Annotated in this window: 24 protein-coding genes; 16 read left to right on the top strand and 8 right to left on the bottom strand. The window is 41.0% G+C overall.

Going from position 1 to position 26,508, the window contains the following annotated elements:
- Positions 1-6: 6 nt before the first annotated feature.
- Positions 7-1,026 (bottom strand): HoxN/HupN/NixA family nickel/cobalt transporter, encoded by a 1,020-nt coding sequence (locus ACAN53_RS13915; protein ID WP_379970719.1) that lies wholly within the window; start codon positions 1,024-1,026, stop codon positions 7-9.
- 155 nt (positions 1,027-1,181) lie between these two features.
- Positions 1,182-1,859 (bottom strand): RsfA family transcriptional regulator, encoded by a 678-nt coding sequence (locus tag ACAN53_RS13910; protein ID WP_379970718.1) that lies wholly within the window; start codon positions 1,857-1,859, stop codon positions 1,182-1,184.
- Between the two features lie 203 nt (positions 1,860-2,062).
- Here ACAN53_RS13910 and ACAN53_RS13905 point away from each other — a divergent pair, with 203 nt between their 5' ends.
- Together ACAN53_RS13905 and ACAN53_RS13900 are read left to right on the top strand one after the other, a co-directional pair.
- Positions 2,063-2,287 (top strand): YuzB family protein, encoded by a 225-nt coding sequence (locus tag ACAN53_RS13905; protein WP_379970717.1) that lies wholly within the window; start codon positions 2,063-2,065, stop codon positions 2,285-2,287.
- Positions 2,288-2,451: 164 nt separating this feature from the next.
- Positions 2,452-3,738 carry an HD domain-containing protein gene (locus ACAN53_RS13900; protein ID WP_379970873.1) on the top strand — a complete coding sequence of 429 codons (1,287 nt, stop codon included), beginning with the start codon at positions 2,452-2,454 and terminating at the stop codon, positions 3,736-3,738.
- A 35-nt stretch (positions 3,739-3,773) separates the two neighbouring features.
- Here the strand turns inward: ACAN53_RS13900 and ACAN53_RS13895 are convergent, their stop codons facing one another.
- Positions 3,774-3,959 carry a 2-hydroxymuconate tautomerase gene (locus ACAN53_RS13895; RefSeq protein ID WP_379970716.1) on the bottom strand — a complete coding sequence of 62 codons (186 nt, stop codon included), beginning with the start codon at positions 3,957-3,959 and terminating at the stop codon, positions 3,774-3,776.
- Positions 3,960-4,083: 124 nt separating this feature from the next.
- Here ACAN53_RS13895 and ACAN53_RS13890 point away from each other — a divergent pair, with 124 nt between their 5' ends.
- The gene (locus ACAN53_RS13890) at positions 4,084-4,755 is read left to right on the top strand and encodes a site-2 protease family protein (protein WP_379970715.1); all 672 of its coding nucleotides are present in this window, start codon (positions 4,084-4,086) and stop codon (positions 4,753-4,755) included.
- An 18-nt stretch (positions 4,756-4,773) separates the two neighbouring features.
- Complete coding sequence (locus ACAN53_RS13885) at positions 4,774-5,286, top strand: YwhD family protein (RefSeq protein ID WP_379970714.1); 513 nt, start codon at positions 4,774-4,776, stop codon at positions 5,284-5,286.
- Between the two features lie 332 nt (positions 5,287-5,618).
- On the opposite strand, the gene ACAN53_RS13880 is transcribed toward ACAN53_RS13885, so the two are convergent.
- Complete coding sequence (locus ACAN53_RS13880; protein WP_379970713.1) at positions 5,619-7,655, bottom strand: transglycosylase domain-containing protein; 2,037 nt, start codon at positions 7,653-7,655, stop codon at positions 5,619-5,621.
- 129 nt (positions 7,656-7,784) lie between these two features.
- The gene (locus ACAN53_RS13875) at positions 7,785-8,516 is read right to left on the bottom strand and encodes a glycerophosphodiester phosphodiesterase (RefSeq protein ID WP_379970712.1); all 732 of its coding nucleotides are present in this window, start codon (positions 8,514-8,516) and stop codon (positions 7,785-7,787) included.
- A gap of 201 nt (positions 8,517-8,717) precedes the next feature.
- On the opposite strand from ACAN53_RS13875, the gene ACAN53_RS13870 reads away from it, so the two are divergent.
- From ACAN53_RS13870 to ACAN53_RS13840, 7 genes are all read left to right on the top strand, one after another.
- On the top strand, positions 8,718-9,650 hold the full coding sequence (locus ACAN53_RS13870; protein ID WP_379970711.1) for a carbohydrate ABC transporter permease: 933 nt from the start codon (positions 8,718-8,720) through the stop codon (positions 9,648-9,650).
- The gene (locus ACAN53_RS13865; protein WP_379970710.1) at positions 9,647-10,453 is read left to right on the top strand and encodes a carbohydrate ABC transporter permease; all 807 of its coding nucleotides are present in this window, start codon (positions 9,647-9,649) and stop codon (positions 10,451-10,453) included. Before ACAN53_RS13870 ends, ACAN53_RS13865 begins: the two co-directional genes overlap by 4 nt.
- Positions 10,454-10,476: 23 nt before the next feature.
- Positions 10,477-11,832: an ABC transporter substrate-binding protein gene (locus tag ACAN53_RS13860; RefSeq protein WP_379970709.1), complete on the top strand. Its 1,356-nt coding sequence runs from the start codon at positions 10,477-10,479 to the stop codon at positions 11,830-11,832.
- Between the two features lie 434 nt (positions 11,833-12,266).
- Positions 12,267-13,145 carry an agmatinase gene (gene speB / locus ACAN53_RS13855; RefSeq protein WP_379970708.1) on the top strand — a complete coding sequence of 293 codons (879 nt, stop codon included), beginning with the start codon at positions 12,267-12,269 and terminating at the stop codon, positions 13,143-13,145.
- Between the two features lie 139 nt (positions 13,146-13,284).
- Positions 13,285-13,719 (top strand): YwiB family protein, encoded by a 435-nt coding sequence (locus ACAN53_RS13850; RefSeq protein WP_379970707.1) that lies wholly within the window; start codon positions 13,285-13,287, stop codon positions 13,717-13,719.
- Positions 13,716-15,386, top strand: a complete 1,671-nt coding sequence (gene argS / locus ACAN53_RS13845; protein ID WP_379970706.1) for an arginine--tRNA ligase — start codon at positions 13,716-13,718, stop codon at positions 15,384-15,386. Before ACAN53_RS13850 ends, argS begins: the two co-directional genes overlap by 4 nt.
- Before the next feature lie 51 nt (positions 15,387-15,437).
- Positions 15,438-15,605: a hypothetical protein gene (locus ACAN53_RS13840; protein WP_379970705.1), complete on the top strand. Its 168-nt coding sequence runs from the start codon at positions 15,438-15,440 to the stop codon at positions 15,603-15,605.
- Between the two features lie 214 nt (positions 15,606-15,819).
- Here the strand turns inward: ACAN53_RS13840 and map are convergent, their stop codons facing one another.
- Positions 15,820-16,563, bottom strand: a complete 744-nt coding sequence (map, locus tag ACAN53_RS13835) for a type I methionyl aminopeptidase (RefSeq protein WP_379970704.1) — start codon at positions 16,561-16,563, stop codon at positions 15,820-15,822.
- Positions 16,564-16,724: 161 nt separating this feature from the next.
- On the opposite strand from map, the gene ACAN53_RS13830 reads away from it, so the two are divergent.
- Genes ACAN53_RS13830 through ACAN53_RS13815 form a run of 4 tightly spaced genes read left to right on the top strand, consistent with a single transcriptional unit; the run spans position 16,725 to position 20,070 of the window.
- The gene (locus ACAN53_RS13830; RefSeq protein ID WP_379970703.1) at positions 16,725-17,621 is read left to right on the top strand and encodes an ABC transporter ATP-binding protein; all 897 of its coding nucleotides are present in this window, start codon (positions 16,725-16,727) and stop codon (positions 17,619-17,621) included.
- The gene (locus tag ACAN53_RS13825; protein ID WP_379970702.1) at positions 17,618-18,352 is read left to right on the top strand and encodes an ABC transporter permease; all 735 of its coding nucleotides are present in this window, start codon (positions 17,618-17,620) and stop codon (positions 18,350-18,352) included. The genes ACAN53_RS13830 and ACAN53_RS13825 overlap by 4 nt, the downstream gene beginning before the upstream one ends.
- Positions 18,353-19,471: a sensor histidine kinase gene (locus ACAN53_RS13820; protein ID WP_379970701.1), complete on the top strand. Its 1,119-nt coding sequence runs from the start codon at positions 18,353-18,355 to the stop codon at positions 19,469-19,471.
- Positions 19,468-20,070 (top strand): response regulator transcription factor, encoded by a 603-nt coding sequence (locus tag ACAN53_RS13815; RefSeq protein WP_379970872.1) that lies wholly within the window; start codon positions 19,468-19,470, stop codon positions 20,068-20,070. Before ACAN53_RS13820 ends, ACAN53_RS13815 begins: the two co-directional genes overlap by 4 nt.
- A gap of 53 nt (positions 20,071-20,123) precedes the next feature.
- Here the strand turns inward: ACAN53_RS13815 and ACAN53_RS13810 are convergent, their stop codons facing one another.
- Positions 20,124-22,838 carry a DUF4084 domain-containing protein gene (locus ACAN53_RS13810; RefSeq protein WP_379970700.1) on the bottom strand — a complete coding sequence of 905 codons (2,715 nt, stop codon included), beginning with the start codon at positions 22,836-22,838 and terminating at the stop codon, positions 20,124-20,126.
- Between the two features lie 174 nt (positions 22,839-23,012).
- Positions 23,013-24,203: a cardiolipin synthase gene (gene cls / locus ACAN53_RS13805; RefSeq protein ID WP_379970699.1), complete on the bottom strand. Its 1,191-nt coding sequence runs from the start codon at positions 24,201-24,203 to the stop codon at positions 23,013-23,015.
- A gap of 210 nt (positions 24,204-24,413) precedes the next feature.
- On the opposite strand from cls, the gene ACAN53_RS13800 reads away from it, so the two are divergent.
- Positions 24,414-26,504 carry a (Fe-S)-binding protein gene (locus ACAN53_RS13800; RefSeq protein ID WP_379970697.1) on the top strand — a complete coding sequence of 697 codons (2,091 nt, stop codon included), beginning with the start codon at positions 24,414-24,416 and terminating at the stop codon, positions 26,502-26,504.
- Positions 26,505-26,508 lie beyond the last annotated feature (4 nt).

The following is a 26,508-nucleotide window of genomic DNA, read 5'->3' as shown; positions in this document are numbered from 1 at the left end:
GGATTATCATGTATGTTTTTGGCTCCATCTTTCTTCAATATGAAAAAATTTCCATGCAAAATACGAGATTCCCCATACTAAAATAAACAAAATGACGAGAATATAGCCTAAATTTCCAAGTTCCAGATTTTCGATATAGCCCCAAATGCCGCCTTGTAGTCCAATATACGGAATAGCAATCTGGGCTAACTCGATCATACCGATGAATAGTGCTGCAAAAACGGAGATGGCGGTGACCGTTAAATTGTAATAGACTTTCCGAATCGGTTTATCAAACGCCCATTTATAGCTTGTTGTCATGAAGATACCATCAGCCGTATCCAGTAGACTCATCCCAGCAGCAAATAGAATCGGTAAGGAAAGAATTCCATAGATAGGAAGAACATGTTGTGCTGCCCCGGCTGATAGTGTTAGTAAGGCCACTTCACTTGCCGTATCAAATCCGAGTCCGAACAAAAAACCAATTGGATATACATGCCAACTTCGGTTTATAAATGCGAATAAAGGCTGCACAAAGCGCGATAGAAAGCCTCTTGCTAGCAAAAGCTGCTCCATTTCAGTTTCTTTATAATGTTTTTCCCTCATGGAGAGAAAGACACGAAAAATATCAAAAAGGATGATTAAATTTAAAACACCAATCAGAAGGAGAAATGATCCGGATACAATTGTTCCGATATACCCGCCCATTTCCTTCATCTGTGGGAGCTTTTGTCCTACCCATTGTACAGAAAAAGCAGTGAATATTGTGAGTAATACTACTACCGTACTATGACCAAGTGAGAAGAAAAAGCCAACTCCAATAGGATTCTTCTTTTGTTCTACTAATTTTCGAACGGTGTTATCAATGGCTGCAATATGGTCTACATCAAACGCATGTCGTAGTCCTAACGTATAGGAAAGAATTCCCATACCTAATAGGACAGGATGATTGGGCATGGAGAATAATAGTCCAGTAATTCCTGCTATATGAAGAAGAGTAACAATGAGTATGTAGGGAAACGAAGAATACTTTTTCTTTTTTGGCATATAAATTTATCCCCTCTGTCAACTAAGTTCGCAAATTTTACTATTATTTTAGCATAGGTGTTGAGGAGACATATGGAATTTTCTGTGAACACAATGTGTCTAGGGCGGACATACATACAAAAGGAGATAGCATTTGCGCCATCTCCTTGTTCTTCTTACTCTGCGATCTTTTCTAGATTTCCGTTTCGATCCATCCGAAACGCTGTGCTCGGTCTTTCGTCATCTTCTGTTAACGCAAGCTTACGTGCCCGATTCATAATTTTTAAAATCGTTTCGTAGTCTTCTTGAATCGTTGACGATTGATGCTCCATTTGCTGAATCTTTTTTTGCAATTCTTGATTTTGCAGTGTATATTCAGTAAGCTCTCTTTTAAGCCTCTCATTCTCTCTTTCCAGAGCCGTCGCCTTCACGTCTGAATAATCGAGAGTCTGTAGAAATGTAATGACATCTTGCATCGAAATAGATTGCGAAGCGTAGATAGGGATTGGTAGTGCCTCGCCCTCTAATTCCTTTTCTATTTCATTTGGAAGAGGGGCTAGCGGAGCCGCGAACGAAGCAGGCGGTGAATAGAGCAATTTTTTCTTGGATTGATCGCCATTTGCTGCTCTCATTTTTTCCTTGCGATGTTTTTTTGCTAGCTGCAACGCTTTATCAAAATTGTAACGAACAACTGCATTCCAACGAAAGCCACACGCTGCAGATGTACGATTCAGCTTATCTCCTACCTCTTCAAATGCATTTAATTGGGTGCTCCCTTCACGCACATGACGTAGCACCGTTTCTGCTAATAATAAATCATCTTCATCAGTCCAAGCATCTTGTCTTACTTTCATAGATTCATCTCCTTTTCCCCATTGTAAGAAATTACTATTTTTAGAATAGCCCAAAGACATTTATTTTATACAAACCTTTCAAAAAATTGGTAGATTGTATTGGGGAACTTGCATACAAGCACAAAGAGCGGTAAAATACCTTTTAGTTAATATGCTTATTTCACTGTTCTTGTTAGTTTTATATAGAGAAGGGAATGTGCTAAATGGCAAATGAATTCCGCGTTTGTGACGATTGTCAGGCAACGAATCTAAAAACATTGCTACCGCGTCTGCAGAAATTAGATTCGCAAGCAGACATTGTAATTGGTTGCCAATCTTATTGTGGTCCCGGCCGAAAGAAATCGTTCGCATTCGTCAACAATCGTCCTGTATCCGCTATAAATGAAGAGGAATTATTGAAGAAGATTGAGAGTAAATTAAATAAGTAATAGGATTTTAGAGAGCACTTCGCCGAAAATGAAGTGCTTTTTTTGAAATTTTTGTATAATTATTACTATATATACATACTGATAATTTAAATTCATGTGGTTGTTCTATATAATGAATATAAAGAGTAGAAAGGGGGTTATGTTTCTTGTATCCGAATAACAAGATGAGCGAGAAAAAAGTATTTAAAGACCCTGTACATAAGTATGTTCAAGTTCATGATAAATTAATTTGGGATTTAATAGGTACGAAGGAATTTCAGCGGTTGCGTCGTATTCGTCAATTAGGAACGACATTTTTTACGTTTCATGGTGCGGAGCATAGTCGTTTTAATCATTCGTTAGGCGTGTATGAAATTGTTCGTCGTATGGTTGATGATATATTTGATGGAAGACCAAGTTGGAATGTAGAAGATCGTTTGTTATGCCTATGTGCTGCATTACTTCACGATGTCGGTCATGGTCCGTTTTCTCATTCCTTTGAAAAGGTGTTTCACCTTGATCATGAAAAGTTTACGCAGGACATCATATTGGGAGATACGGAAGTAAATAAGGTGCTTCGCCGCGTGGATGATTCGTTTCCAAAGCAGGTTTCGGATGTTATTGCGAAAACTTCCGATAATAAGCTGGCTATTAGTATGATTTCTAGTCAAATTGATGCAGACCGTATGGATTACCTACTTAGGGATGCCTATTTTACCGGCGTTAGCTATGGTAATTTTGATATGGAACGCATTTTACGTGTGATGCGTCCGCATGAACATCAAGTGGTTATTAAAGCGAGTGGGATGCATGCGGTAGAGCATTATATCATGAGTCGGTATCAAATGTATTGGCAAGTATATTTTCACCCGGTTACGCGCAGTGCGGAAGTTATTCTCACAAAAATTTTGCACCGGGCAAAGACACTGTATAAACAGGAATACAAATTTACATATAAACCTGTACATTTCTACTCACTATTTGAGGAAAATGTGACATTAGAAGACTATTTAAAGCTAGATGAAAATATTATGTATTACTATTTTCAAGTATGGCAAGAGGAAGAGGATAGCATTTTAAGTGATTTAAGCCGGCGTTTTTTGAATCGGAATCTATTCAAATATGTTGATTTTGCTGATAAGCAACATGGCCTAAACAACTGGGTGGAATTAAATTCGTTGTTTAAAAAAGCAGGAATTGATCCGGACTATTATCTTGTGATGGATAGTACCTCTGATTTGCCCTATGACTTTTACCGGGCAGGGGATGAAGAAGGAAGGATACCCATTTTATTGCTCATGCCAAATGGAGAACTGCGGGAGTTATCACGCGAATCCGAAATTGTCGAAGCCATTTCCGGTAAGAAACGGACGGATCAAAAGTTGTTTTATCCACATGACTTTTTATATGAAAACGGCAGAAAAGGGAAGATAAAGGATAAAATTATCAGCCTGTTAAACGGGAATAATTAAAAAAGCAGCCTAAGCTGCTTTTTTAAAGAAAATGCTTATTTGTCGCTCATGCGTTTGCCAGCAACCGCATAATGGTTTTTGGACATTTCATCGATAAAAACAGTAACGTTTGCAACAGGAGCACCTGTTGTTTCACTTACTGCAGCTGTTACCTTTTCTACTAACGCTTTTTTTTGTTCTTCTGTGCGGCCTTCTAACATTTTTACTGTTACATATGGCATAGGTATCGCTCCTTTTTCATTTAGCTGTACCATCTTATTATAGCGAATTGTAATCGGTAAACATACATTTTACAAAAAATTCTGCTATGCTAATGATAATAGATGTGTGTAGAGGAGAGGAAGAATGGACCATTTATTTGTATACCCGTTAAAGGATATTCCGTTAGTTGCAATTGCGCTTATGCTAGCCTTTTCTGTGCATGAATTCTCGCATGCTTTTGTCGCGTATAAATTCGGGGATCCTACTGCACAGAAACAAGGGCGTCTAACGCTGTCGCCGTTTGCTCACTTGGATTTGTTCGGAACACTGGCAATCTTTTTGCTTGGCTTTGGCTGGGCGCGTCCGGTACCGGTAAATCCATATTTCTTTAAAAAGCCAAGATTAGCCGGCATTCTTGTTTCTGTAGCAGGACCTGTTAGTAATTTGCTTCTTAGCGGGATTGGCTTACTTATTTGGTATACGCTCATTAAGGTAGGCGCGGCAGATACTTTGCCGGTCGCAGTGGGAGATACCTTATATCGTTTCTTTACCATTTTTATTAGCTTAAATGTTGTGTTGTTTGTATTTAATTTGATCCCGTTACCACCGCTAGATGGCTACCGGATTGTCGAAGACTTGATGCCAATGAACGCACGTGCAAAAATGACACAATTTGAAAATTACGGTGCGATTATTTTTCTCATTCTTGTCATCACACCATTGGATCGATATACAATTCAACCTATTTTTAACACGATTGTACCTTTCGTCGCAGGCTCGCTTGAAAGTGTCATTCGGCCCCTATTCCATTTATAAGGTAAGGAGGAACAGAACATGGAAGAACCACGTAAAAAGCAACCTGGTTTTACGATTTTAAAAAATGATTCAACAAGTGGACACGGTGGATATGGAGTGGGCGTACTTAGCTTAGAAAATGTATCTCCCGTTATTGTCGATGTCGCAGAAGGTACGGCAGTTGTCGATATCGCTGCCATGCATGCTCGCAGCGAGGTGGAAAAAGGGATTAAATTTTCCCCAAATAAAGAGGAAGTCGTAAATGGTAAAGCCTATTGGCTCGTTTGGGTAACGATTGAACAACTCCAAACAGGTGCTTATTATGCCGGTGTTACTGCATGTGAAATGATCATCGATCGCGAAGCACGCCGCGGTTATAAGCTACTTCCTGAGCATGTAAACCGAATGGATAAATCATTAAAACGTCATATTATCGTGGATCATATGGATGAACCATCTAAAATCGTACTGGGACAATTTTTGAAGCAGCACAACCTAGGTATGTGGAATGCTTCTAGTGAGAAGCTGAAGAAAGAACTTCTTGGAGAATAAAGGAAAAGCAGCGTACTTGTATAAGCTACGCTGCTTTTTTACGTTGGGGTATTGGATTTGCTGGGAGAGTGTAGAGAATAAAGGCGGAAAGCAGTAATTTAACGGCGGGAACGGCAAATTTAACGGCGACCCCCGCAGGAATAAAGGCGCCGGTGGATAGAAGTAGGAAGAAAAAGAACGCTTGGTGGAAAATAAAGGCGGGAAGTAGTAATTTAACGGCGGGAACGGCAAATTTAAAGGCGGTCCCCGCGGATTTAACGGCACACCCTAATCAACGTAGAATCAAATGATTCTCTTCAAAAAAGAAGAACCTCTGTGTAGAGGTCCGACTCTTACCATGGTATATATTTTCTCCACCATTGCTGCTCCTGTTTCGGTTTTGGTTTTCCGATGTCTGGTTTTTTTCCATCCTCTACGCAGTATTCAGTAGGTTCTGTTCCTTTTACGAAGTTCATGCTAACGGATGGGGCGCATCCATTTGTGACGATTTTTCCAGTTTTCGGATCTACGTCTACCGTAATGATTTGGGCTGGTTTTTCAAATTCTTCTTTTGGCTTGTCTTGTAGTCCTTGTTCCATAATTTGAGCCCATATTTCTTTGGCGTATTTTTGTTCGTCTACATTGGTTATTTCCTTTTCCCGGTCATAGCCAGTCCAGACGGTGGTGACAAGACTTGGGGTAAAACCGATCATCCAGCTATCGGTTTTTGTAGATCCGGATTTGCCTGCATATGTTCTTGTTAGTCTGTCTGCAATCCCTTGACCTGTTACGTTTGCGTATCCGTCTAGCTTTTTGTTAAACATACCCGTCATGAGACTTTGCATGACAGAAACGTGGTTTGGATCTAATACTTGCGCTTCTTTAACATGGGAGTCATATAAAATCTTTCCGTCTGGGCCGACAATACGGCGAATAAAGATAGGCGTCACCCGTTTGCCTCCATTTGCAAACATACTGTAGGCGCCGGCCATTTCAACGGGTTTTACAGGTGATGTTCCTAAGGCAAGGGATGGATTAGCGCGCAGTTCACTTGTAATACCGAACTGCTTCGCTGTTTGGACGAGCGTGTCTGCACCTAAAAATAGATGGGTTTTCACTGCATATACATTATCAGATACAGCAAGTGCTTGCGTCATTGTGACGAAATCATTGGCATAATAATTATTGTAATTGGATGGCTTATAGGTGGTGCCATCGTCTAATGGGAAGGTGGTAAATTCACTTTTTAGCCGAGTAGCCGCTGTAAATCCATGTGAAAGAGCTGCATAGTAGAGAAAGGGCTTAAAGGTGGAACCGGGCTGCCGATAGGCTTGCGTGGCGCGGTTAAATTGGCTTTGTTTATAATCCTTTCCCCCCAGTAATGCTTTTACTTCTCCCGTTTTCGGATCCATCACAACGACCGCAGCTTCGAGTGCAGTTGTGCTGGGAATCGTCTTTGCTACGGTTTGCTCAGTAAGCTGTTGTAGATTTCTGTCGAGAGTGGTGTATATACGAAGTCCACCACGCATGACTTGTTCGTCTAATTTCGTATCACTAAGCAGAGATTGCAGGACGGCATCTTGAAAATAAGGTGCTATTTCGTCCTCTTTTTTTTGTATTGTGGCAAAGACTAATTTTTGCTGACTTGCTACTTGTTCCTCTGTTTTTGAAATGTAGCCTTGCCGCTCCATTTCAGCTAATATGAGATGCTGACGACTTGTAACGTCTGCTAAATTTGTATACGGGGAATAATTACTTGGCCCCTTTGGAATGCCAGCAAGTAAACTTGCCTCGGCAAGAGTTAGGTCTTTAGCATGTTTATTAAAATAGAGCCGCGACGCTGCCTCGATTCCGTAGGCACCGTTCCCATAGTAAATGGTGTTTAAATAGCCTTCTAAAATTTGTTCCTTGCTATAATTTACTTCTAAGCGAATTGTATAAAGAGCCTCCATCATTTTGCGAACCCATGTTTTATCGTGGCCTAAATAGAGGTTCCTTGCATATTGTTGTGTAATTGTACTAGCTCCTTGTACCATAGCCATCGCTTTTATATCGGCTACAGCGGCACCAGCAATACGTTTTACATCAAACCCGCTATGATCGAAAAAGTGCTGATCTTCAATCGCAATCGTTGCATCTTTGACGTAAGGGCTTATATCACTCATTGAAGCCCAATACCGGTTTTGCCCTGTATGACTTTGCCCGATTATGGAATCGTCATTTGCGTAGAAGACGGACGTTTGCATAACTTTGATGGGCGGCGGACCGGCAATCTTAGCAGCCAAAATAAGTATGGATAGTGTGACTACTAGAATAAAAGAAACGGTTATCGTAAGTGTGCTTAGCACACGAATGATCTTCGCCGGTTTTTTATTGGTAATAAGCTCCATAGATGCTCCCCCTCAAATGCTTTTTCTTACTAGTATTGAGGACTTTGCATCTTTTTAAACGAGATAATTGGAAAAAAGTGACGACAACCCTTATGAGTTGTCGTCACTTTTTTCTTGTAGCAATTTCTATCATTTATGTAGCAATGATAAAGCTTTACTAGGCCAATCTGTGATGATTACATCTACTCCAAATGAGATCATTCGTTTTATATCTTCTTCTTCATTAATTGTATAGGGACGAAGCTTAAAGCCTTGCGATTTCGCTTCGTCTACGAATTCCTTCGTTAGTAGCTGAAAGTTTGGATGAAGGCCGGTCGCATGATGAAGGCGTGCTTCTCCAACGGCATCTTGCAGTGGAAAGTGATATAAAATCGCTCTCTCGATATCCGGTGCAAGATCAGCAAGCACAGCAACCGATCTATGGTTAAAGGAAGAGAAGATGACGCGTTTTTCTAGACCGAATTCACGGACTAGAGCCACTACCTTTTGCTCTAACGCTACATAGTGGATGCGGTCATTTTTTAATTCAATGTTAATGAGAAGTTTGTTGCCGCGTAGCCATGCAAGTACTTCGCGAAGGGTTGGGATGCGCGCTCCTTGAAATGCACTGTTAAAATGGGAGCCTGCATCAAGCTTCTGTAGTTCTTCAAGTGTATGTTCACATACGAGACCGCTACCGTTCGTCGTCCGGTTAAGTGTTTCATCATGAATAATGACGACTTCTCCGTCCTTAGAAAGGTGAACATCAAATTCTATTCCATGCGCACCAGTGCGCGCTGCTTCTTGAAATGAGATCATCGTGTTTTCGGGGTGAGTACCTCTTGCCCCGCGATGTCCGAAAATGAGAGATTGATTTTTCATATGAAATTCTCCTTATCGTAGAATCATTTATACCGTTTCCATTATGAAACCGGAGGCGACATGCTCACAAGTAAATTGATGAAATTTACAAACTTTAATACTTTTTTTGGTTTTTTAATAGATTCTAAACAATCGGTGGCATTTTTGTTAACAATCAATTGATATACTCGCTATTGGCAAGAGAGTTAGGAGGGGAAAGCGATGCAGCCTGCAATCGAAGCAGAGCAGAAGTCCGAGGTTCGGATAGAGACAGAACGAGCCAAATCAGTAAGTGCACAAATATGGAAAAAGATTGAGCCGTTTATATACTTATTTCCGGCATTTCTGATTTTTATTGTGTTTGTGTATTATCCATTTTTCAAAACAATTTACTTAAGTTTTCATTTGACGAACTTAGTGGGAAGAGCCGTTGAATTCGTAGGCCTTGATAATTACAAAGAGCTATTCGAATCACCGGAATTTATGAACAGTTTACTCCTTACATTTAAATACGTTATTTTTACTGTTATTCCAGCAATCGTAGGTGGATTTGTGCTAGCATTGCTCGCACAGAAGAAAGCAAAGGGTAGTAGCGTTTTGCGTGTGCTCTATGCGATGCCGATGGCGGTATCAATTTCATGTGCCTCGGTTATTTGGATGCTTCTTTATCATCCAACGATTGGTCTTATAAACTACTTAATTGGACAACAAATCGGCTGGCTAAGTGATCCAAGCTGGGCACTGATTTCCATTGCGATTGTTACTGCATGGATGCATCTGGGCTTTAATTTTATCTTATTACTAGCTGCATTGAATGGTGTTCCGAAAGAGTTCTATGAAAGTGCTGCAATTGACGGGGCAGGTTATTTTCAAACGCTATTTAAAATCACGCTTCCCATTATATCACCGACGTTATTCTTTGTTTTCGTTGTGAATATTATCGATGTCTTTCAAGCGTTTGGACAAGTCAATATTATGACACAAGGTGGTCCTGCGAATTCAACGAACGTCCTTGTCTATACGATCTATCAACAAGCGTTTTTGAATAATCGCTTTAGTCTAGCTAGTGCATCATCAATTATTCTGTTTGTCATTATGCTAGTCGTAACGCTCATTCAATTCCGCTATGAAAAGAAGTGGGTGCATTACCAATGAAGATCATTTTATTTCTCTTAAAATTGATGGTAGGGCTTATCGTGATTATTCCGCTTCTTTATGCGATAAGTGTTAGTTTTATGCGACCAGACGAAGTGTTTGCATCTCCGAAAGTGCTGTGGCCGGGTAGTTTATACTTCGATAATTATACGCAGGCCTTATCTGCAGCACCTTTGCTTACGTTTATAAAAAACAGCTTCATCGTTTCTACCGTTGTAACGATTGGACAAATTATCATCTGTAGCTTGGCTGCGTTCGCGTTTGTCTACTTCCGCATCCCATTTAAGAATTTACTTTTCTTATTTGTTTTAGCAACGATGATGATTCCTGGTGAATCCATTATAATTGCCAACTATATGACGATCGGTTCATGGGGCTGGATGGATACCTTTAAAGGATTAACGTTTCCGTTTCTAACTTCTGCAATGGGGATCTTCCTCATGAGACAGTATTTCATGACCATTCCTAAAGAATTATATGAAGCAGCAAAAATGGATGGCTGCAGCAATTTCCGCTTTTTTATACAAATTCTGCTGCCATTATCGAGACCAGCCATTGGATCTCTGGGTGTTTATACATTTTTAAGCACTTGGAATCAATACATGTGGCCGCTGCTCATTACTAATAAAGACAGCATGCGCACCGTCCAAATTGGTGTCGGAATGCTGCAAAACGCAGAGTCACAGTCGTTCGGCATTATCATGGCCGGCATCGTACTCGTGTTAATTCCATCTACACTGATTTTCATCTTTGGGCAAAAGCAGCTCGTATCCGGGATCACTTCTGGTTCTGTGAAGGGCTAATCTATTATAAAAGGAGATTTATCATGAAAAAGAGATTGTTAATCATCATCATGGCAATTTTCACCTTTGCCACAGTGTTAGCAGGGTGTAGCTCTAACCAAAAAACAGCTACAACTGCAACAGACAGCGGAGCTCCTGTTGAAATTACATTCTGGCATGCAATGGGCGGTGCCGGCGGCGAAGCCATTAACAAAATGGTAGAAAACTTTAACAATTCCCAAAAGAAAGTACATGTTACTGCACAGTTCCAAGGTACGTATGATGAAGCTATCAATAAATTAAAGAGTTCTGCCAAAGGAAATGCAGGTCCTGATGTGATGCAAGTATACGATATCGGAACTCGTTTCATGATCGATAGCGGTTACGCTGTTCCTATGCAAAAACTAATTGACGAGCAAAAATTTGATACTTCTTCTTTAGAACCAAATTTACTTGCTTATTACACAGTAGATAAGAAATTATATTCAATGCCTTTTAACTCTTCTACACCTATTATGTATTACAACAAAACAGCATTTAAAGAAGCTGGCTTAGATCCTGAAAAAGCTCCAAAAACTTTCGATGAATTAATTGACACTGCAAATAAATTAACGAAGAAAAATGGCGATAAAGTAGAACGTAACGGCTTAGGATTGGCATCTTATGGTTGGTTCTTTGAACAATTACTTGTTAAACAAGGCGCTAACTTTGCTGACAATGGTAACGGTCGTACTGACAAAGCAACAAAAGTTGAATTCGATACAAACGGTGCTGGACAAAAAGTATTTGATTCTTGGAAAAAATTATATGACAGCGGTGCTGCTGTGAACTTAGGCCGCAAAACAGACGATACAAAGAGCGCATTTATCGCTGGTAAAGTTGCGATTACAATGGATTCTACTGCATCTTTAAAAGACATCATGAAGGGTGTAGGCGATCGTTTTGAAATTGGAACAGCTTACCTTCCAACTGTAGATCCGAATAAAAACGTAGGGGTATCTATCGGCGGTGCATCTCTATGGGCAATGGATAAGAAAGATGATGCAAAACAAAAAGCAGCATTCGAATTTATTAAATATATGGTATCGCCTGAACAACAAGCATTCTGGAGTCAAAGCACAGGTTACTTTGCTGTAACGAAGAAAGCATATGACATCCAATCTGAGAAAGATTATTTACAAAAGTATCCACAATTCCAAACAGCAATCAATCAATTACATGATTCACCAAAAACAGCTACAGGTGCTCTTCTCGGTGTATTCCCAGAAGCTCGTCAAACAGTTGAATTGAATCTTGAAAAAATGATTAAAGGTGATTCATCATCTACACAAGCAATGCAAGATGCAGCAAAAACAATCAATACTGCAATTACAAACTACAACAAAACGAATGTAAAATAAATAATGTATAGGAAGAAGCTCCTGAGAAATCAGGAGCTTTCTTTAATGTGGTTGTGTAAGACTATTTGTAACTCGTGCTATTAAACTGTCACAGAAACCGCTTGTATCTTCTATGTCTCCGGTAAGCACCTATTCCTTTCTCATATCATGGCTCCCACATAATTCCCCCTTTTTCACTAAAAATGTATACATGTTGCAAAGTACATGGGAAGTTTAAAATCTTTTTTCTTCAAATTTGCTATACTTTTAGGATGATTTGTTTTATTTTGTATAGGGAACATTATGTTTATTCTTGGAATTGTAGCGTGAAAAGCAAGCGCACGTTACGTACAATCCACGAGATGGTTTAGAAATTTTCCCGATTACCAAGTAACTTCATAACGCAGTTGATGAAGCTCATTGGTGATTTATTGAAATAGAGGAGGAACACTTATATGAGATTTGATGAAGCATACTCAGGAAATGTATTTATAAAAAGTCACCCCAATTATGAGGAATCAGAAGTTGTCATTTACGGGATGCCGATGGACTGGACGGTTAGCTTTCGACCAGGCTCTCGTTTTGGTCCAGCACGTATTCGTGAGGTTTCTGTTGGCCTTGAGGAATACAGCCCATATATGGATCGTGAACTTGATGAAGTGAAATATTTCGACGCAGGCGATATTCCATTGCCGTTTGGTAATCCGCAGCGCAGCATTGATATGATTGAAGAGTATATCGATGGATTACTTGCTGATGGGAAGTTCCCGCTTGGACTCGGCGGCGAACATTTGGTGACATGGCCGGTTATTAAGGCGATGTACAAAAAATATCCGAACCTTGCGATTATACATATGGATGCACACACTGATCTTCGCGATTCGTATGAGGGGGAAGCACTTTCTCACAGTACACCGATTAAAAAGGCGTGCGATTTAATCGGACCGAAAAATGTGTATTCATTCGGGATTCGTTCCGGCATGAAGGAAGAGTTTGACTGGGCAAAGGAAGTCGGTATGCCATTGTTTAAATTCGATGTGTTAGAACCACTTAAGCGTGTATTACCAGAATTAGCAGGGCGTCCTGTTTATGTTACGATTGATATCGATGTATTAGATCCCGCTCATGCACCTGGAACGGGAACGCTTGAAGCGGGGGGCATTACCTCGAAAGAATTGTTAGCATCTCTCGTTGCCATAGCAAACTCTAATATTCAAGTAGTAGGGGCAGATGTGGTAGAGGTTGCACCTGTCTATGATCATAGCGAGCAAACACCGATTGTAGCTAGCAAGCTTGTCCGCGAAATTTTACTTGGATTTGTTCAAAAGGGATAATCGGAAATAGAAGAAGAGACCGCCGGGTGCAGGGTGCAAAGGCGGTCTCCTTTTGTATGAAAACAAAGACGCACGGCATTTTTTTTGATATGATAAAAGAAGTGTGCATATAGAAGAAAGTAAGAAAGGTGTGCCATAAGTGAACGCGCAAAGCATCCCGATTCAAGTCAAATTTGTTACTGAAATTCATGATGGACCGCGCAAGGAAACTATTGCATTTGAAACAATTGGTCTATACTATGATAAGGGTCAAACAACATATGTTACGTTTCAAGAGCCAAATGACCAGGGTGAAGTGAAAACCATGCTGAAAATTAAGCAAGATGAAGTAATAATTACCCGCGCAGGCGCTGTAGTAATGCGGCAAATTCATAAAAAGGGGCAGCTTACAACTGGTACTTATGAAAGTCAGCTTGGTAGCTTTTCGTTGCAAACCAAAACAGACAATGTTCATTTTGAATGGTCGGAGAAAAACCGAAAGGGACAGCTGTTTCTAACATATGCCTTGCAAATTCAGGAAAATAATGCAGGAAGATATGCAATCACGATTACGTTTAAGGAGGAGATAAAATGAATTCTCTCGAGCAAATCAAGGACTTAATTAAAGAAGAAATTACAACTGCTATCGTACAGGCAGGCTTAGCTACAGAAGAACAAATTCAACAAGTTATTTTAGAAATTCCGAAAGACAAAGCAAACGGTGATTATTCTACGAATGCAGCGATGCAGCTTGCACGTATTGCCAAAAAAGCACCTCGTATGATTGCAGAGGAAATCGTTACTCACTTTAATAAAGAAAAAGCGTCTGTCGAAAAGATTGAAGTTGCAGGACCAGGCTTTATCAATTTTTACATGAATAATAGCTATTTAACTGATTTAATTCCTACGATTCTAGAAGCAGGAGATTCATATGGCAGCAGTAAATCTGGAAATGGACAACGGGTTCAAGTAGAGTTCGTATCAGCTAACCCAACAGGCGATCTTCATCTCGGGCATGCCCGCGGCGCAGCAGTCGGTGACACTTTATGTAATGTTCTTGCAAAGGCTGGCTATGACGTATCTCGTGAATATTATATTAACGATGCCGGTAATCAAATTCATAATTTAACGAAGTCTGTAGAAGCACGCTATATGCAAGCACTTGGACTAGATAAGGACATGCCAGAAGATGGCTACCACGGCGTAGATGTGAAAAACATCGGCGCGAAGCTTGCTGAAACATACGGCGATCATTATATGAAAGTGGAAGAAGAGGAACGGTACAGTTTCTTCCGTGAACATGGGCTACAGCTAGAGCTAGCAAAGCTACAAAAAGACTTAGATAGCTTCCGTGTACACTTTGACGTATGGTTTTCTGAAACTTCATTATACAAAAACGGTAAAGTTGCCGAAGCACTTGCTGATTTGAAAGAGCGCGGCGAAATTTATGAAATGGACGGTGCAACTTGGTTCCGCTCTACTACATACGGCGACGACAAAGACCGTGTTTTAATTAAACAAGACGGTTCGTATACCTATCTAACACCAGACATTGCGTATCACCGTGACAAAATCGAACGCGGCTTTACAAAGCTTATTAATGTGTGGGGAGCCGATCATCATGGCTACATCCCTCGTATGAAAGCGGCCATTCAAGCACTTGGACACAATAAAGATACGTTAGAAGTGGAAATTATCCAAATGGTGCAATTGTACCAAAACGGAGAAAAAGTGAAGATGAGCAAACGGACAGGGAAGGCCGTTACACTTCGTGAATTGATGGAAGAGGTTGGCGTTGATGCGATGCGTTATTTCTTTGCGATGCGTAGTGCCGATTCCCATCTCGACTTCGATATGGACCTTGCCGTTTCAAAATCAAACGAAAATCCAGTTTTCTATGCGCAGTACGCTCATGCACGCGTATGCAGTATTCTTCGCCAAGGCGAAGAACTTGGCCTGCATACATCTGGAAAAGCAAACTATTCGTTCGTTTCTACCGAAAAAGAATACGACCTATTGAAAAAACTCGGCGAATACCCAGCAGCCATTGCAGAAGCTGCAAACAAACGGATTCCGCACCGCATAACAAATTATGCATATGACCTATCCTCTGCACTTCACAGCTTCTACAACGCAGAAAAAGTATTAGATAAGGAACATCTAGAAAAAAGTCAAGCACGCTATGACTTAATGAAAGCCGTTCAAATCACCTTGCACAGTGCACTATCAATAATTGGTGTATCAGCTCCTGAAAAAATGTAATCGTATTTTGAGAAAAAGCTTCGTTTTCCAAGGGGAAACGAAGCTTTTTTTATGGAATCGGTAGAGGGGGATGCGAGCGGAACCCCAGGGGAAAGCAACCTTCTGAGCGGATCAGAAGCAAATGTGAGTGGAAAACCCGAGGATGCGATCGAAAAAATAGAAGAAGCGATCGGAAAAGGGGCAACTACGAGCGGAAAGATAGAAGAAGTAATCGGATAAAGGCGGTACCCTAAGGTTTAACGGCGGAAGGAAGAAGAATAGCGGCGGGAACCGATCATTTAACGGCGGATCGCCAGGATAGAAGAAAAAAAGAGAAGAGAAAGAAGAAAATAAAGGCGGTGCCCCAAGGTTTAACGGCGGAAAGAAGAAGAATAACGGCGGTCCGACAAGATAGAAAAAAAACGAACCCGCAAAGGATTCGTTTTTCTTCTACTTACAACTCCGTTAATACGATCGGTTCGCCTCTTGTTACGACAATTGTATGTTCACATTGTGCAACTGGGCTTCGGTCCGGTGTGACGAACGTCCAGCCATCCCCTGATTCCACGATGTACGTTGCACCGTTTGCAACGAATGGTTCAACGGCAAGGACGAGGCCGTCTTTCAATAGCTTGTTATCTAATGGGTCAAAATAATTGAGGACATTTTCAGGTGCTTCATGAAGGCTTTGACCGATACCGTGACCTGTTAGGTTCTCAATAATAGTAAGACCTTTCTTTCTTGCAGAGTTCATAACTGCACGCCCGATTTGATTTTGTCTAGCGCCAGCTCTCGCTTTTTTGATGCCAGCCCAAAATGCATCTACAGCTGCTTGACATAGCTTTTCCTTCAGTTCATCGTGGCCGAGAACGAACGAAATACCCGTATCTGCATAGTATCCGTCAAGTGCTGCGGATACGTCGACATTTACGATATCGCCTTCTTGTAAGACGCGGTCTCCTGGCATCCCGTGCGCGACTTCTTCGTTTACGCTAATGCAGGTTACGCCAGGAAAATCATACTCTTGCATCGGTGCAGAGATGGCGCCGTGCTCATCGAGTACGCTTTTTCCAATCAAGTCAAGCTCTTTTGTTGTCATACCGGGCTTTGCTTGCTTTTTCATTTCTTCGCGTGCTAATGCCACGATCCGTCCGATTTTTCGTAATCCTTCTAAATCCTTTTCATTTTGAATAATCATTTTGACACTTCCTTCTCGTAGGTATCCTCAAATGATAGTAACACTTTTCCTCATTTACTTCAAAAAAAATCATGACTATTGTCATCTTAATCCGGTGACATTCCTTACTGTTATGGAAAATGTATCCATCATAGAATGGAACTATAACCTGGAGGTGGAACATGGAAAAGATAATTGAAGTGAAGCAGATTACAAAGCGGTTTAAGGATAAAGTTGCCGTGCAGAATGTTTCGTTTTCGATTGAAAAAGGAACAGTAACTGCAATTTTGGGTCCGAACGGTGCAGGGAAGACGACGATGATCTCGCTGTTGCTTGGTCTACTTACGCCCACAGAAGGAATGGTTGAGATGTTTGGTAAAAATCCAAAGGCTGTTCGCCAGCAGCTTGGAGCGATGCTGCAGGAGGTCAGTCATATGGATGGAGTAACGGTAGGAGAAACAATTGAACTGTTCCGTAGCTATTATGAAGCGCCCCTTCTAAAGGATGAGCTGCTGCGTCTTGCCGATTTAGAAGCAGAGGAGAAGAAAATGGCAGATAGCTTGTCGGACGGGCGAAAACGCCGCCTCGGCTTTGCGCTTGCTCTTACTGGAAATCCGGATATTCTCTTCTTAGATGAACCCACGGTAGGGATGGATATTACGTCGAGAAAGCATTTTTGGGATGAAATTCGTCAGTTGGCGAAAGAAGGAAAGACAATTATTTTAACGACGCACTATTTGGAGGAAGCGGACCAATTGGCAGATCGCATTATATTATTTACAAACGGAAGCATTGTTGCGGATGGTACCCCTGAAGAAATGAAGGCGAGAATTACGAAGAAGTCTGTGACTGCATCGATGAAAGAGCCCATTCCGGTTTCCTTGCTTGCATCGATTCCACATGTGTCTGATGTAGTAGTGAAAGGAACGCGCATTTCTTTCGTGACGAACGATACGGATGCGGTACTGAGGGCCATATTTGAACGAAAATTAAATATTTACGATATCGATGTAGAGCGCGGTAAATTAGATGAGGCGTTTGAGCAAATTGTGGAACAAACAAAGGAGGAGGTTATATGAATGCGATGATGATGCAATGTAAAGTGGAGGTAATGAGAACGTTTCGGAATAGAAGATTTATCTTTGCTTCCCTCGTGATGCCGATTTTATTTTATTACCTTTTTACGAATATGGTGACAGGGGGAAATGCGGATGCAACCTGGAAGGAGCATTATCTCGTATCGATGGCTGCCTTTAGTGTCATCGGAACGGCTATCAATACGCTCGGGCTTCGGCTCGTTCAGGAAAATTCACAAGGCTGGTCTCGTCTTATGCGAATTACGCCGCTCCCAAATGGGGTGTACGTGGCAGCAAAAATGATTGCACAGTCGCTTGTGAATGCCCTTTGTATTATTGTTGTGTTTGTAGCTGGGTTTTTGATTAATCACATTCAACTGAGCATGTGGCAATGGGTTTCAAGCTTTTTCTGGATTTTAATCGGTGCCATGCCATTTTTAGCTCTCGGGACGGTTATTGGGACGATGAAGAAAATTGACACTGCATCTGCGGTAGCAAATATTTTGTATTTAAGCATCTCTATGCTCGGCGGATTATGGATACCGCTTGAAATTTTCCCAACTACGCTGCAAACAATTGGGAAGATTCTGCCGACATACTCATTTGGCAATGGTGCTTGGAATATCGTAGACGGAAAGGCACCAGATCTAGGTAACGCTGCTCTGTTGGCAGGATATCTCGTTGTATTCGTCGTATTATCCATCTATATAAGAAAAAGACAGGAAGCGGTGTAATTGGGAGAAAAGTTCAGATTGTTCCCGGAGAAGTATGGATATTTTCCGTATATATGGCTTATCTATCTCGTGTTTCCGATTCGATATTTAATGCTTGAAACGGATGTAAAAAGAATTGTCGGCTATTTGTTGCTGGCAATTTTTGTTGTGTCATATCGACAAGCGTATGCAACGACGAAAACCTTTGAAATCTGGCTATTGTTACACATTGGGATTATCTTTATCTATTCCACCTTTTACAATATTAATTATTTGTTTATGAATTTTTATGCTGCTTCTTTTATAAGTTACGCTCGCACGAAAACACGCTATTTACAGCTATATGCTATTTTTGTCATAGCTGTAATTACGCCGTTTTTCTTTACACTGGATACATGGGTTAATCAAGATATTTATTATATGCTTCCCTTTATTGTGTTAATGATGGTGTTTCCTTTCGGGATGCGCATGCAGGTGAAGCGTCGGCAGCTTGAAAATGAACTACATGCGGCAAACGTACAAATTAACGAGCTTGTGAAACGCGAGGAGCGGCAGCGAATTGCGAGGGATCTTCATGATACGCTCGGTCATACGCTATCACTGCTTACGTTAAAGAGCCAGCTCGTTGAACGAGTCGCAGCAAGTGATCCAGACCGTGCCAAGCAGGAGGCAAGGGAAATTCAAATGATTTCGCGCACTGCCCTTAAACAAGTGCGCCAACTTATTGCGGATATGCGCAGTAGTTCGATTCAGGAGGAGATGGCTCAGGCAAAGGGAATCTTGCAGGCGGCAGGGATTACATGTACGTATGAAGAGGAAGGGGAGCAACAGCTTCCTTCGCTATTGCAAAATACGATAAGCATGTGCTTGCGTGAGGCTGTAACTAACGTTGTGAAGCATAGCAAGGCGTCCAGATGCGAGATAAAAATCGAACAGGAGAAGAGTCAAATTCTACTTACGGTTAACGACAACGGGATTGGGATTCAGGAGAACGACGGAGCAGGCAATGGGATGAAAGGGATGCAGGAGCGACTTAGCTTTCTAGATGGGACGCTGACTTGTTCTACAGGGGAAACCGGAACATGTCTGATTTGCTCGGTTCCACTTGTCATTCGCGGAAAGGAAAGGAATCGAATATGATTACGATTATGATTGCAGAGGACCAACGAATGCTAAGGGGCGCACTTGGGGCGTTGTTGGATTTGGAGGATGATTTGCAGATCATCGGGCAGGCCGCAAATGGGGAAGAAGCGATGGATAGGATGCGAGCCCTGCAGCCGGATGTATGTATTCTGGATATTGAAATGCCGATTTTTAGCGGATTAGATGTTGTTGAAACGATGAAAAAGGAAGCCTTCTCTTGCAAGACAATCATTCTGACGACTTTTGCAAGACCGGGTTACTTTGAACGTGCGATGAAGGCGGGGGTAGATGGCTATTTGCTAAAGGATAGTCCGATTGAGGATCTAGCCAATTGCATTCGCAATGTGATGAAAGGAAAGCGGGAAATTTCTCCCGATTTAATGTTTGGTCTGTGGCAGGAGGAAAATCCTCTCACGGACCGAGATAAGGAATTGCTCATGCATGCAAGGGAAGGCTATACGACAGAGGAAATCGCAAAAAAATTGCATCTGTCACCAGGCACAGTGCGCAATTATATGTCGGACATCTTGAACAAGCTTCAGGTGCGCAATCGCATCGAGGCGATTGCCAGGGCGGAGGAAAAGGGCTGGATGTAGTGGTTCAAAAAAAGAGCGAATCACCATGAAAAAGGATGATCCGCTCACTTTTATTAAGCAAATGCTTTGCCGCTAATTGATAAATTGCCATTCCTTGCTTCTAGCAATTTCCATACGTAATCTGAGGCTATAGGCTTGCTGACAATAAATCCTTGAATTTGATCGCATTTTTCTTTATCAAGAAATGACCACTGTGAGTCGTTTTCGACGCCTTCTGCGATGACGGTGAGGCGCAAGTTTTTTGCCATGGTGATGATGGTTGATACAATGGCTGCTTCTTGTGGATTGTTTTCGATTTCTCGAATGAACTCACGCGCGATTTTTAATGTATGAATTGGATATTTTGTTAAGTAGGACAAGGACGAGTAGCCGGTTCCAAAGTCATCAATGGAGATTTTTACTCCGATTTCATGAAAGCTTTGTAGCTTACGTATGACCTGTTCTTCTTTATTCATGGCCACGCCTTCTGTAATTTCTAAATCTAAATACTCAGGTGGCAGTTTTGTTTCTTGTAGCGTTTTTGCTACGAGCTGGACGAGATTTGGTTGTTTAAATTGCATGGGTGAAAGATTGACACCAACTTTTAGTTTATATCCATGTTCGTGCCATAGTTTTGCCTGTTTGCAAGCTGTTTGCAGCACCCATTCGCCAATTGGTACAATGAGTCCTGTTTCCTCTGCCAATGGAATAAAACGAGCAGGGGAAACCATACCGAATTTTGGATGGTTCCAACGAAGTAGTGCCTCAAATCCGATAATCTGATTCGATTTGACATCTACTTGTGGCTGATAGTGAAGAATCAGCGCATGTTCCTGCAATGCTTTGTTAAGCTCTCCTTCTAAGAAGTGCCGTTCATCTTCGACGTCGCTCATTTCAGAAGAGTAAAACATAAATTTATTTTTCCCGCTTGATTTCGAACGGTACATGGCAATATCTGCGTGCTTCATCAGCTTCGTTACATTCGTCCCGTGGGAAGGGTAAAGCGCAATTCCCATACTAGGCGTAATTTTTAGTTCATGATCGCGAATATGAAAAGGTTCGTTTAGCGCATCAAGAATTCGCTCTGCTACATGAACGACGGTTTTCTTTGAGAATACATCGGTTAGAAGAACAGTAAATTCATCTCCGCCCTGTCTTGCCACAACATCCTTGGAACGTAAGGATGTTTGTAATCTTTTTCCTACTTCGACAAGTAATAAATCCCCTATATCATGCCCAAGACGATCGTTAATTTTCTTAAATCGGTCTAAATCAATGAAAAGAACAGCAGCCATTGTTTCCCGTTTGTTTGCCGTGATGAGCGAATCATCGAGACACTCTGCAAACCTTCTTCGATTGGCGAGTCCAGTTAAGGCATCATGAAATGCCATATGTTCGATTTGGCGTTGGTTTTGTTTTAATTCAGTTGTATCTTTTGCTATGCCGTACATTCCGATTGTTCGATCTCCAACAACTGTTGGAATGAGAGTGATGTGTAGAAAGGAATACAAATTTTCTGATCGAATTGCTCGGGCTTCGAACGTCTGCAGCAGCCCTTTTTTTGCCTGACGCATATGATCACGCGTTATATATTGATCGTCTTCTATAATGAAATTTAAGAAGGATTGTCCTTGTAATTGCTTTTGATTGTGTCCAAGTAACATCATGCACGATTTATTTGCCATTTGGAAATTCCCGCTCACATCTAATGAAAATACAGCGTCGGGATGATCTTCAAATAGGGAGCGATATTGCTGTTCCTGCTTCGCTAAAACATGAATGCCTTCATCCACCTTTTCTTCCAATTTCTCATTTAATCGGTAATAGGTTTGCAACAGTTTTTTGTTATCCTGCCAGAGAAGAAATTGTCGAATCATTAGCAAAATGATGGCTAATCCTAACCCAGGAAGAAGGTTTTTTTCATTTGATATGTCTTGGTATACCAAATCAAAAACTATGAAAATAGAAACATACGGCAAATACAGTCTTACATAATCAATTTTATTATCTGGTAGCTCGTCAGTAGAAGTATGTTCTGAAACATACCCGCCTTCTGTAAACATGGAACCGACAATCCCGATGCATAAAACCGAGAAAACGTGAATTATTACACCAATCTCAGGTCCAATTATTATGTTTTGAAGATATTCATAAAAATAGAAGTAATCAAACAAGAGTGGCGCTGCGAATCCTACAACTAGCAACTTTCTGGATAGTAAGGGAAGCTCCTTGGAATAACGATATACACTAAAACTTCCGTACAGTGCCATAGAAAGAGAGATAAAATAAAGACTTATCATGGTAGCATTCATTTGTAGAGTGGGTTGCTTGATAGTATCTAAAATCCAAGATGAAATCAAATAAAAGCTTACGATAATAATGAATACTGCATCAAATAGAAATTGCAGGACGAAGATCAGTCTGTTTTTTTTAACAATCTTGCTTGCAAATGCTAGAAAATAAAGAAAGTATGGAAAGATAAAAAAAGGAAATAAATGATGGCTAAAATACATTTCTTTATGAGCAAATAATAACGAAGGAAGTGCCAATCCTTCACTTACGTAAAACGATAGGGTTGCAAGCAATAGCAGTAGCCAAAATAGATGATCTTTTTTGCCTTTTCTAAAGGCTTGAAAAAGCCAAACACCGGCAACGATAGAAGCAACTTGCAAGAAAAGAAAGGTTACCACGGAACGAGCATTATAATTTGAATAAAATATTACATGCATGAGAAAAATGCTGCAAAAAAATCCAGCAAGTACGAGTATATATTTATTTGCCAAAGACATAGAAGTCTCCCCTTCTTCAATAAGGCCTATACTCATAAATAATATTATAGAAAAGTAAATATAACGTTAAAAGAATATTATATTTGGTTTAAGTATAGTGAAATTTAGATGTATAAAATTAGTGATTAATGGAATGTAACCACTATTTATTCTCAAAAAATCATATTTTCTTCTTTAAAGAAAGGGAGAAATAAGTGTGGCAATCCATTCTTTCCATTTTAAATGAAAGGGTAATGAGTGTAAGTCTTTTTCAGAAATAAGCCGAGAATGCTGTAAATCCTGTTTGCATTTTTCTTTAATAGAAGTGATAAAAGCAGGGTCATAAATGAGACAGTTCATCTCATGATTTAAGAATAAGCTTCGTAGGTCAAAATTTGCCGTGCCAATGTCACAGATAGAATGATCGATAAGCACGATTTTGGCGTGATAGAAACCGTTTGTATATTGATACAATTTACATCCCGCATGATGAAGTCCCCGTAAATAACGAAGACGTGCCTCACGAACGAAAGGATGATCTGCCTTTTCTGGTACGAGAATAGTAATGTGCACGCCGCGCTTTGCTGCGAGAAGCAAGGATTTCTGCAATTTCGTACCTGGTATAAAGTAAGGTGTCCCAATGAAAATTTCGTGCTTTGCTTGCTCAATTAGTTCGAGAAAGGTTGTTTGTAAAAAGGCTCCGTCAGTTGGAATGAAACGATGACAAATGTTTCCTTTTTTTATTTCAGGATAGTAAGTTTTGTTCTGAATAAGATTTTCCTTTGTCTCATCGCGCCAATCGTGGAGAAATTGTTCTTGTAAATCACATACACCTTCCCCTACTAAACGTAGATGATAATCACGCCACTTCCCTAAATTTCGGTCATGTCCTAAGTATTCTTCTCCAATATTAAAACCACCTATATAGCCAATTTTGCCATCCAGAATGGCTAGCTTACGATGATTGCGTTCATTCATGGAATAAAACAAAAAGGGGGGCTTAATGAGATGGCAAAAGGAAAAATGAACACCACTTTCCCTCATATGACGAATGCTATTGCTAGATAGGCGATTGCTTCCAATTCTGTCTAGCAATAGTCGAACCTCGACTCCCTGTTCTGCCTTTTGTTGAAGTAACTGTAGAAAGGAGGAGCTGATTTCGTCATTTTTTACGATAAAGAACAAGATATGGATGTGATGCGTTGCTTGTTTTATGTCATGAAATAGCTGCTTATACAGCAGGGATCCGTCTGTAAATGTTTGAAAATCACTTTGTCGTAGCGGCATAGTACGGCGTTGCAACCCTCGTACATGCATTCGTCTTCCTAACCAAAAATCGAAGTATGCCCATAAGACTAAGGTAAGGAAGAGGAAGAAAAAACCCATCGTTAATCCCTCCCATTTCATTCTTAGCCTAGTTTCCACAATTTTTACAAAAAAAATTCGTCAATATATGGATAAAAGCATTGACTGAACGCTCGCTCATTCATTATGATAGATATAGAAGAAAATTAAGAAAATTCCAATGTTTCTATTTTTTTCTAAATAAGGAATTCGCGAATTCTATTCTAATCATAGCTAGAAAGGGGATAGAAGATGAACTACTTGCTTTTGTTAAATTGGATCGCATTTGTTGCAATAACGGTTTATGGTGTATATCTATTCGTCTACCTCGTTCAAACAAGGATGGCCTTTATTAAACTCGGAAGAAAGGTCGAATTTGACAATAGGCTGAAAGAACGATGGGAACGCTTGAAAACGAATGTGTTTGGACAGAAAAAATTGTTAAAGGACAAGAAAAGCGGCACGATTCACGTTATGTTTTTCTATGGTTTTATTCTCGTTCAATTTGGAGCTATTGATTTCATATGGAAAGGTCTCGCACCTGGTCATCACATACCTCTCGGACCGATCTACCCTGCCTTTACATTCTTCCAAGAAATTATCACACTTATTATTTTACTTGCTGTATACGGAGCGTTTTACAGACGCTATGTTGAAAAGCTTGTTCGTCTCAAACGCAATTTTAAATCCGGCCTCGTCCTCATTTTTATTGGCGGATTGATGATCTCTGTTTTGCTCGGTAATGCTGCTGGCCTTATCTGGCATGGAGAAGGGCTGACATGGAGTGAGCCAATCGCCTCATTATTGGCCATTGCATTAGCTGGAATGGGAACATTTGGTTCTACTGTTTTATTCTACATAGCATGGTGGATTCACCTTCTCCTCTTGCTCACTTTTTTAGTGTACGTGCCTCAATCGAAGCACGCTCATTTAATAGCTGGTCCTGTAAACGTTTTCTTTAGTCGGTTAACGAATCCTGGAAAGCTAGAAAAAATTGATTTTGAAGATGAAACGCAGGAGTCCTACGGTGTAGGAGCAATTCAAGATTTTAAGCAGACGCAGCTAATTGATTTGTATGCGTGTGTAGAATGTGGACGCTGCACAAGTATGTGCCCTGCAACTGGAACAGGAAAAATGCTTTCTCCAATGGACTTGATTGTAAAGCTTCGAGACCATTTAACGGAAACAGGAGCTGCTGTGACATCGCGCACGGCTTGGGTACCATCCTTTGTGTTTCCAAATCAAGTACAAGTGGGAGCCGGTAGTCAGGAAACTGCAGCTAGTCTGCAAACACCGCAATTGATCGGTGAGGTTATTACGGAATCAGAGATATGGGCGTGTACTACTTGTCGTAATTGTGAGGATCAGTGTCCGGTTATGAATGAGCACGTGGATAAAATTATCGATCTTCGGCGTTATCTTGTCTTAACCGAAGGAAAGATGGATCCAGATGCGCAGCGGGCGATGACAAACATTGAACGACAAGGTAACCCGTGGGGACTGAACCGGAAGGAACGCGAAGCATGGCGCGATATGCGGGAAGATGTTTCGATTCCTACTGTGAAAGAAATGGCAAAAGCAGAAGAGGAATTTGAATATATGTTTTGGGTGGGTAGCATGGGCTCCTACGACAATCGCAGCCAGAAAATCGCACTCTCTTTTGCCAAGCTCATGAATGAGGCCGGTGTGAAATTTGCCATTCTCGGAAATAAGGAAAAGAACTCGGGTGACACGCCAAGACGTTTAGGAAATGAATTTCTGTTTCAAGACATGGCGGCAAAAAACATCGAAGAATTTGAGAAAGCTGGCGTTACGAAAATCGTGACGATTGATCCGCATGCTTATAACACGTTTAAAAATGAATATCCAGATTTCGGCTTACAAGCAGAAGTGTTCCATCATACGGAGCTGCTTGCAAAGTGGGTGCAGGAAGGCAAATTAACGCCAAAGTATGAAGTAAACGAAACGGTTACGTATCATGACTCCTGCTACTTGGGCCGCTACAACGAAGTATACGAAGCGCCGCGCTCTGTTTTAAAAGCGATTCCAGGTGTGACGCTTGTGGAAATGGAGCGTAACCGGTCCACGGGAATGTGCTGCGGTGCAGGCGGAGGTCTTATGTGGATGGAGGATTCTGCGGGAACACGGATTAATGTGGCGAGAACCGAGCAAGCTCTTGCAGTGAATCCAAGCATCATTAGCACAGGCTGCCCGTATTGCCTCACGATGATGACGGATGGCACGAAGGCAAAGGAAGTTGAGGAACGTGTTCAAACATTAGATATAACGGAAATATTAGAACGCTCTGTCATAGGGATGCCGCAACAAGAAGAAACAGCCTAACAGG

Source organism: Ectobacillus soli, assembly GCF_042610425.1.
In the GTDB taxonomy this organism is placed as follows: domain Bacteria; phylum Bacillota; class Bacilli; order Bacillales; family Bacillaceae_G; genus Ectobacillus.
This window is presented reverse-complemented; position numbering and strand designations above follow the sequence as displayed.

What these genes read in the sequence shown, in the direction of transcription:
- cls (WP_379970699.1), bottom strand. Translation starts at nt 24,203, where the DNA reads ATGGGTTTTTTCTTCCTCTTCCTTACCTTAGTCTTATGGGCATACTTC.
- ACAN53_RS13910 (WP_379970718.1), bottom strand. Translation starts at nt 1,859, where the DNA reads ATGAAAGTAAGACAAGATGCTTGGACTGATGAAGATGATTTATTATTA.
- ACAN53_RS13885 (WP_379970714.1), top strand. Translation starts at nt 4,774, where the DNA reads ATGGAAGAACCACGTAAAAAGCAACCTGGTTTTACGATTTTAAAAAAT.
- ACAN53_RS13810 (WP_379970700.1), bottom strand. Translation starts at nt 22,838, where the DNA reads ATGTCTTTGGCAAATAAATATATACTCGTACTTGCTGGATTTTTTTGC.
- ACAN53_RS13875 (WP_379970712.1), bottom strand. Translation starts at nt 8,516, where the DNA reads ATGAAAAATCAATCTCTCATTTTCGGACATCGCGGGGCAAGAGGTACT.
- ACAN53_RS13880 (WP_379970713.1), bottom strand. Translation starts at nt 7,655, where the DNA reads ATGGAGCTTATTACCAATAAAAAACCGGCGAAGATCATTCGTGTGCTA.
- argS (WP_379970706.1), top strand. Translation starts at nt 13,716, where the DNA reads ATGAATTCTCTCGAGCAAATCAAGGACTTAATTAAAGAAGAAATTACA.
- ACAN53_RS13900 (WP_379970873.1), top strand. Translation starts at nt 2,452, where the DNA reads ATGAGCGAGAAAAAAGTATTTAAAGACCCTGTACATAAGTATGTTCAA.
- ACAN53_RS13905 (WP_379970717.1), top strand. Translation starts at nt 2,063, where the DNA reads ATGGCAAATGAATTCCGCGTTTGTGACGATTGTCAGGCAACGAATCTA.
- ACAN53_RS13865 (WP_379970710.1), top strand. Translation starts at nt 9,647, where the DNA reads ATGAAGATCATTTTATTTCTCTTAAAATTGATGGTAGGGCTTATCGTG.
- map (WP_379970704.1), bottom strand. Translation starts at nt 16,563, where the DNA reads ATGATTATTCAAAATGAAAAGGATTTAGAAGGATTACGAAAAATCGGA.
- ACAN53_RS13895 (WP_379970716.1), bottom strand. Translation starts at nt 3,959, where the DNA reads ATGCCATATGTAACAGTAAAAATGTTAGAAGGCCGCACAGAAGAACAA.
- ACAN53_RS13830 (WP_379970703.1), top strand. Translation starts at nt 16,725, where the DNA reads ATGGAAAAGATAATTGAAGTGAAGCAGATTACAAAGCGGTTTAAGGAT.
- ACAN53_RS13890 (WP_379970715.1), top strand. Translation starts at nt 4,084, where the DNA reads ATGGACCATTTATTTGTATACCCGTTAAAGGATATTCCGTTAGTTGCA.
- ACAN53_RS13815 (WP_379970872.1), top strand. Translation starts at nt 19,468, where the DNA reads ATGATTACGATTATGATTGCAGAGGACCAACGAATGCTAAGGGGCGCA.
- ACAN53_RS13800 (WP_379970697.1), top strand. Translation starts at nt 24,414, where the DNA reads ATGAACTACTTGCTTTTGTTAAATTGGATCGCATTTGTTGCAATAACG.
- speB (WP_379970708.1), top strand. Translation starts at nt 12,267, where the DNA reads ATGAGATTTGATGAAGCATACTCAGGAAATGTATTTATAAAAAGTCAC.
- ACAN53_RS13915 (WP_379970719.1), bottom strand. Translation starts at nt 1,026, where the DNA reads ATGCCAAAAAAGAAAAAGTATTCTTCGTTTCCCTACATACTCATTGTT.
- ACAN53_RS13825 (WP_379970702.1), top strand. Translation starts at nt 17,618, where the DNA reads ATGAATGCGATGATGATGCAATGTAAAGTGGAGGTAATGAGAACGTTT.
- ACAN53_RS13870 (WP_379970711.1), top strand. Translation starts at nt 8,718, where the DNA reads ATGCAGCCTGCAATCGAAGCAGAGCAGAAGTCCGAGGTTCGGATAGAG.
- ACAN53_RS13840 (WP_379970705.1), top strand. Translation starts at nt 15,438, where the DNA reads ATGGAATCGGTAGAGGGGGATGCGAGCGGAACCCCAGGGGAAAGCAAC.
- ACAN53_RS13860 (WP_379970709.1), top strand. Translation starts at nt 10,477, where the DNA reads ATGAAAAAGAGATTGTTAATCATCATCATGGCAATTTTCACCTTTGCC.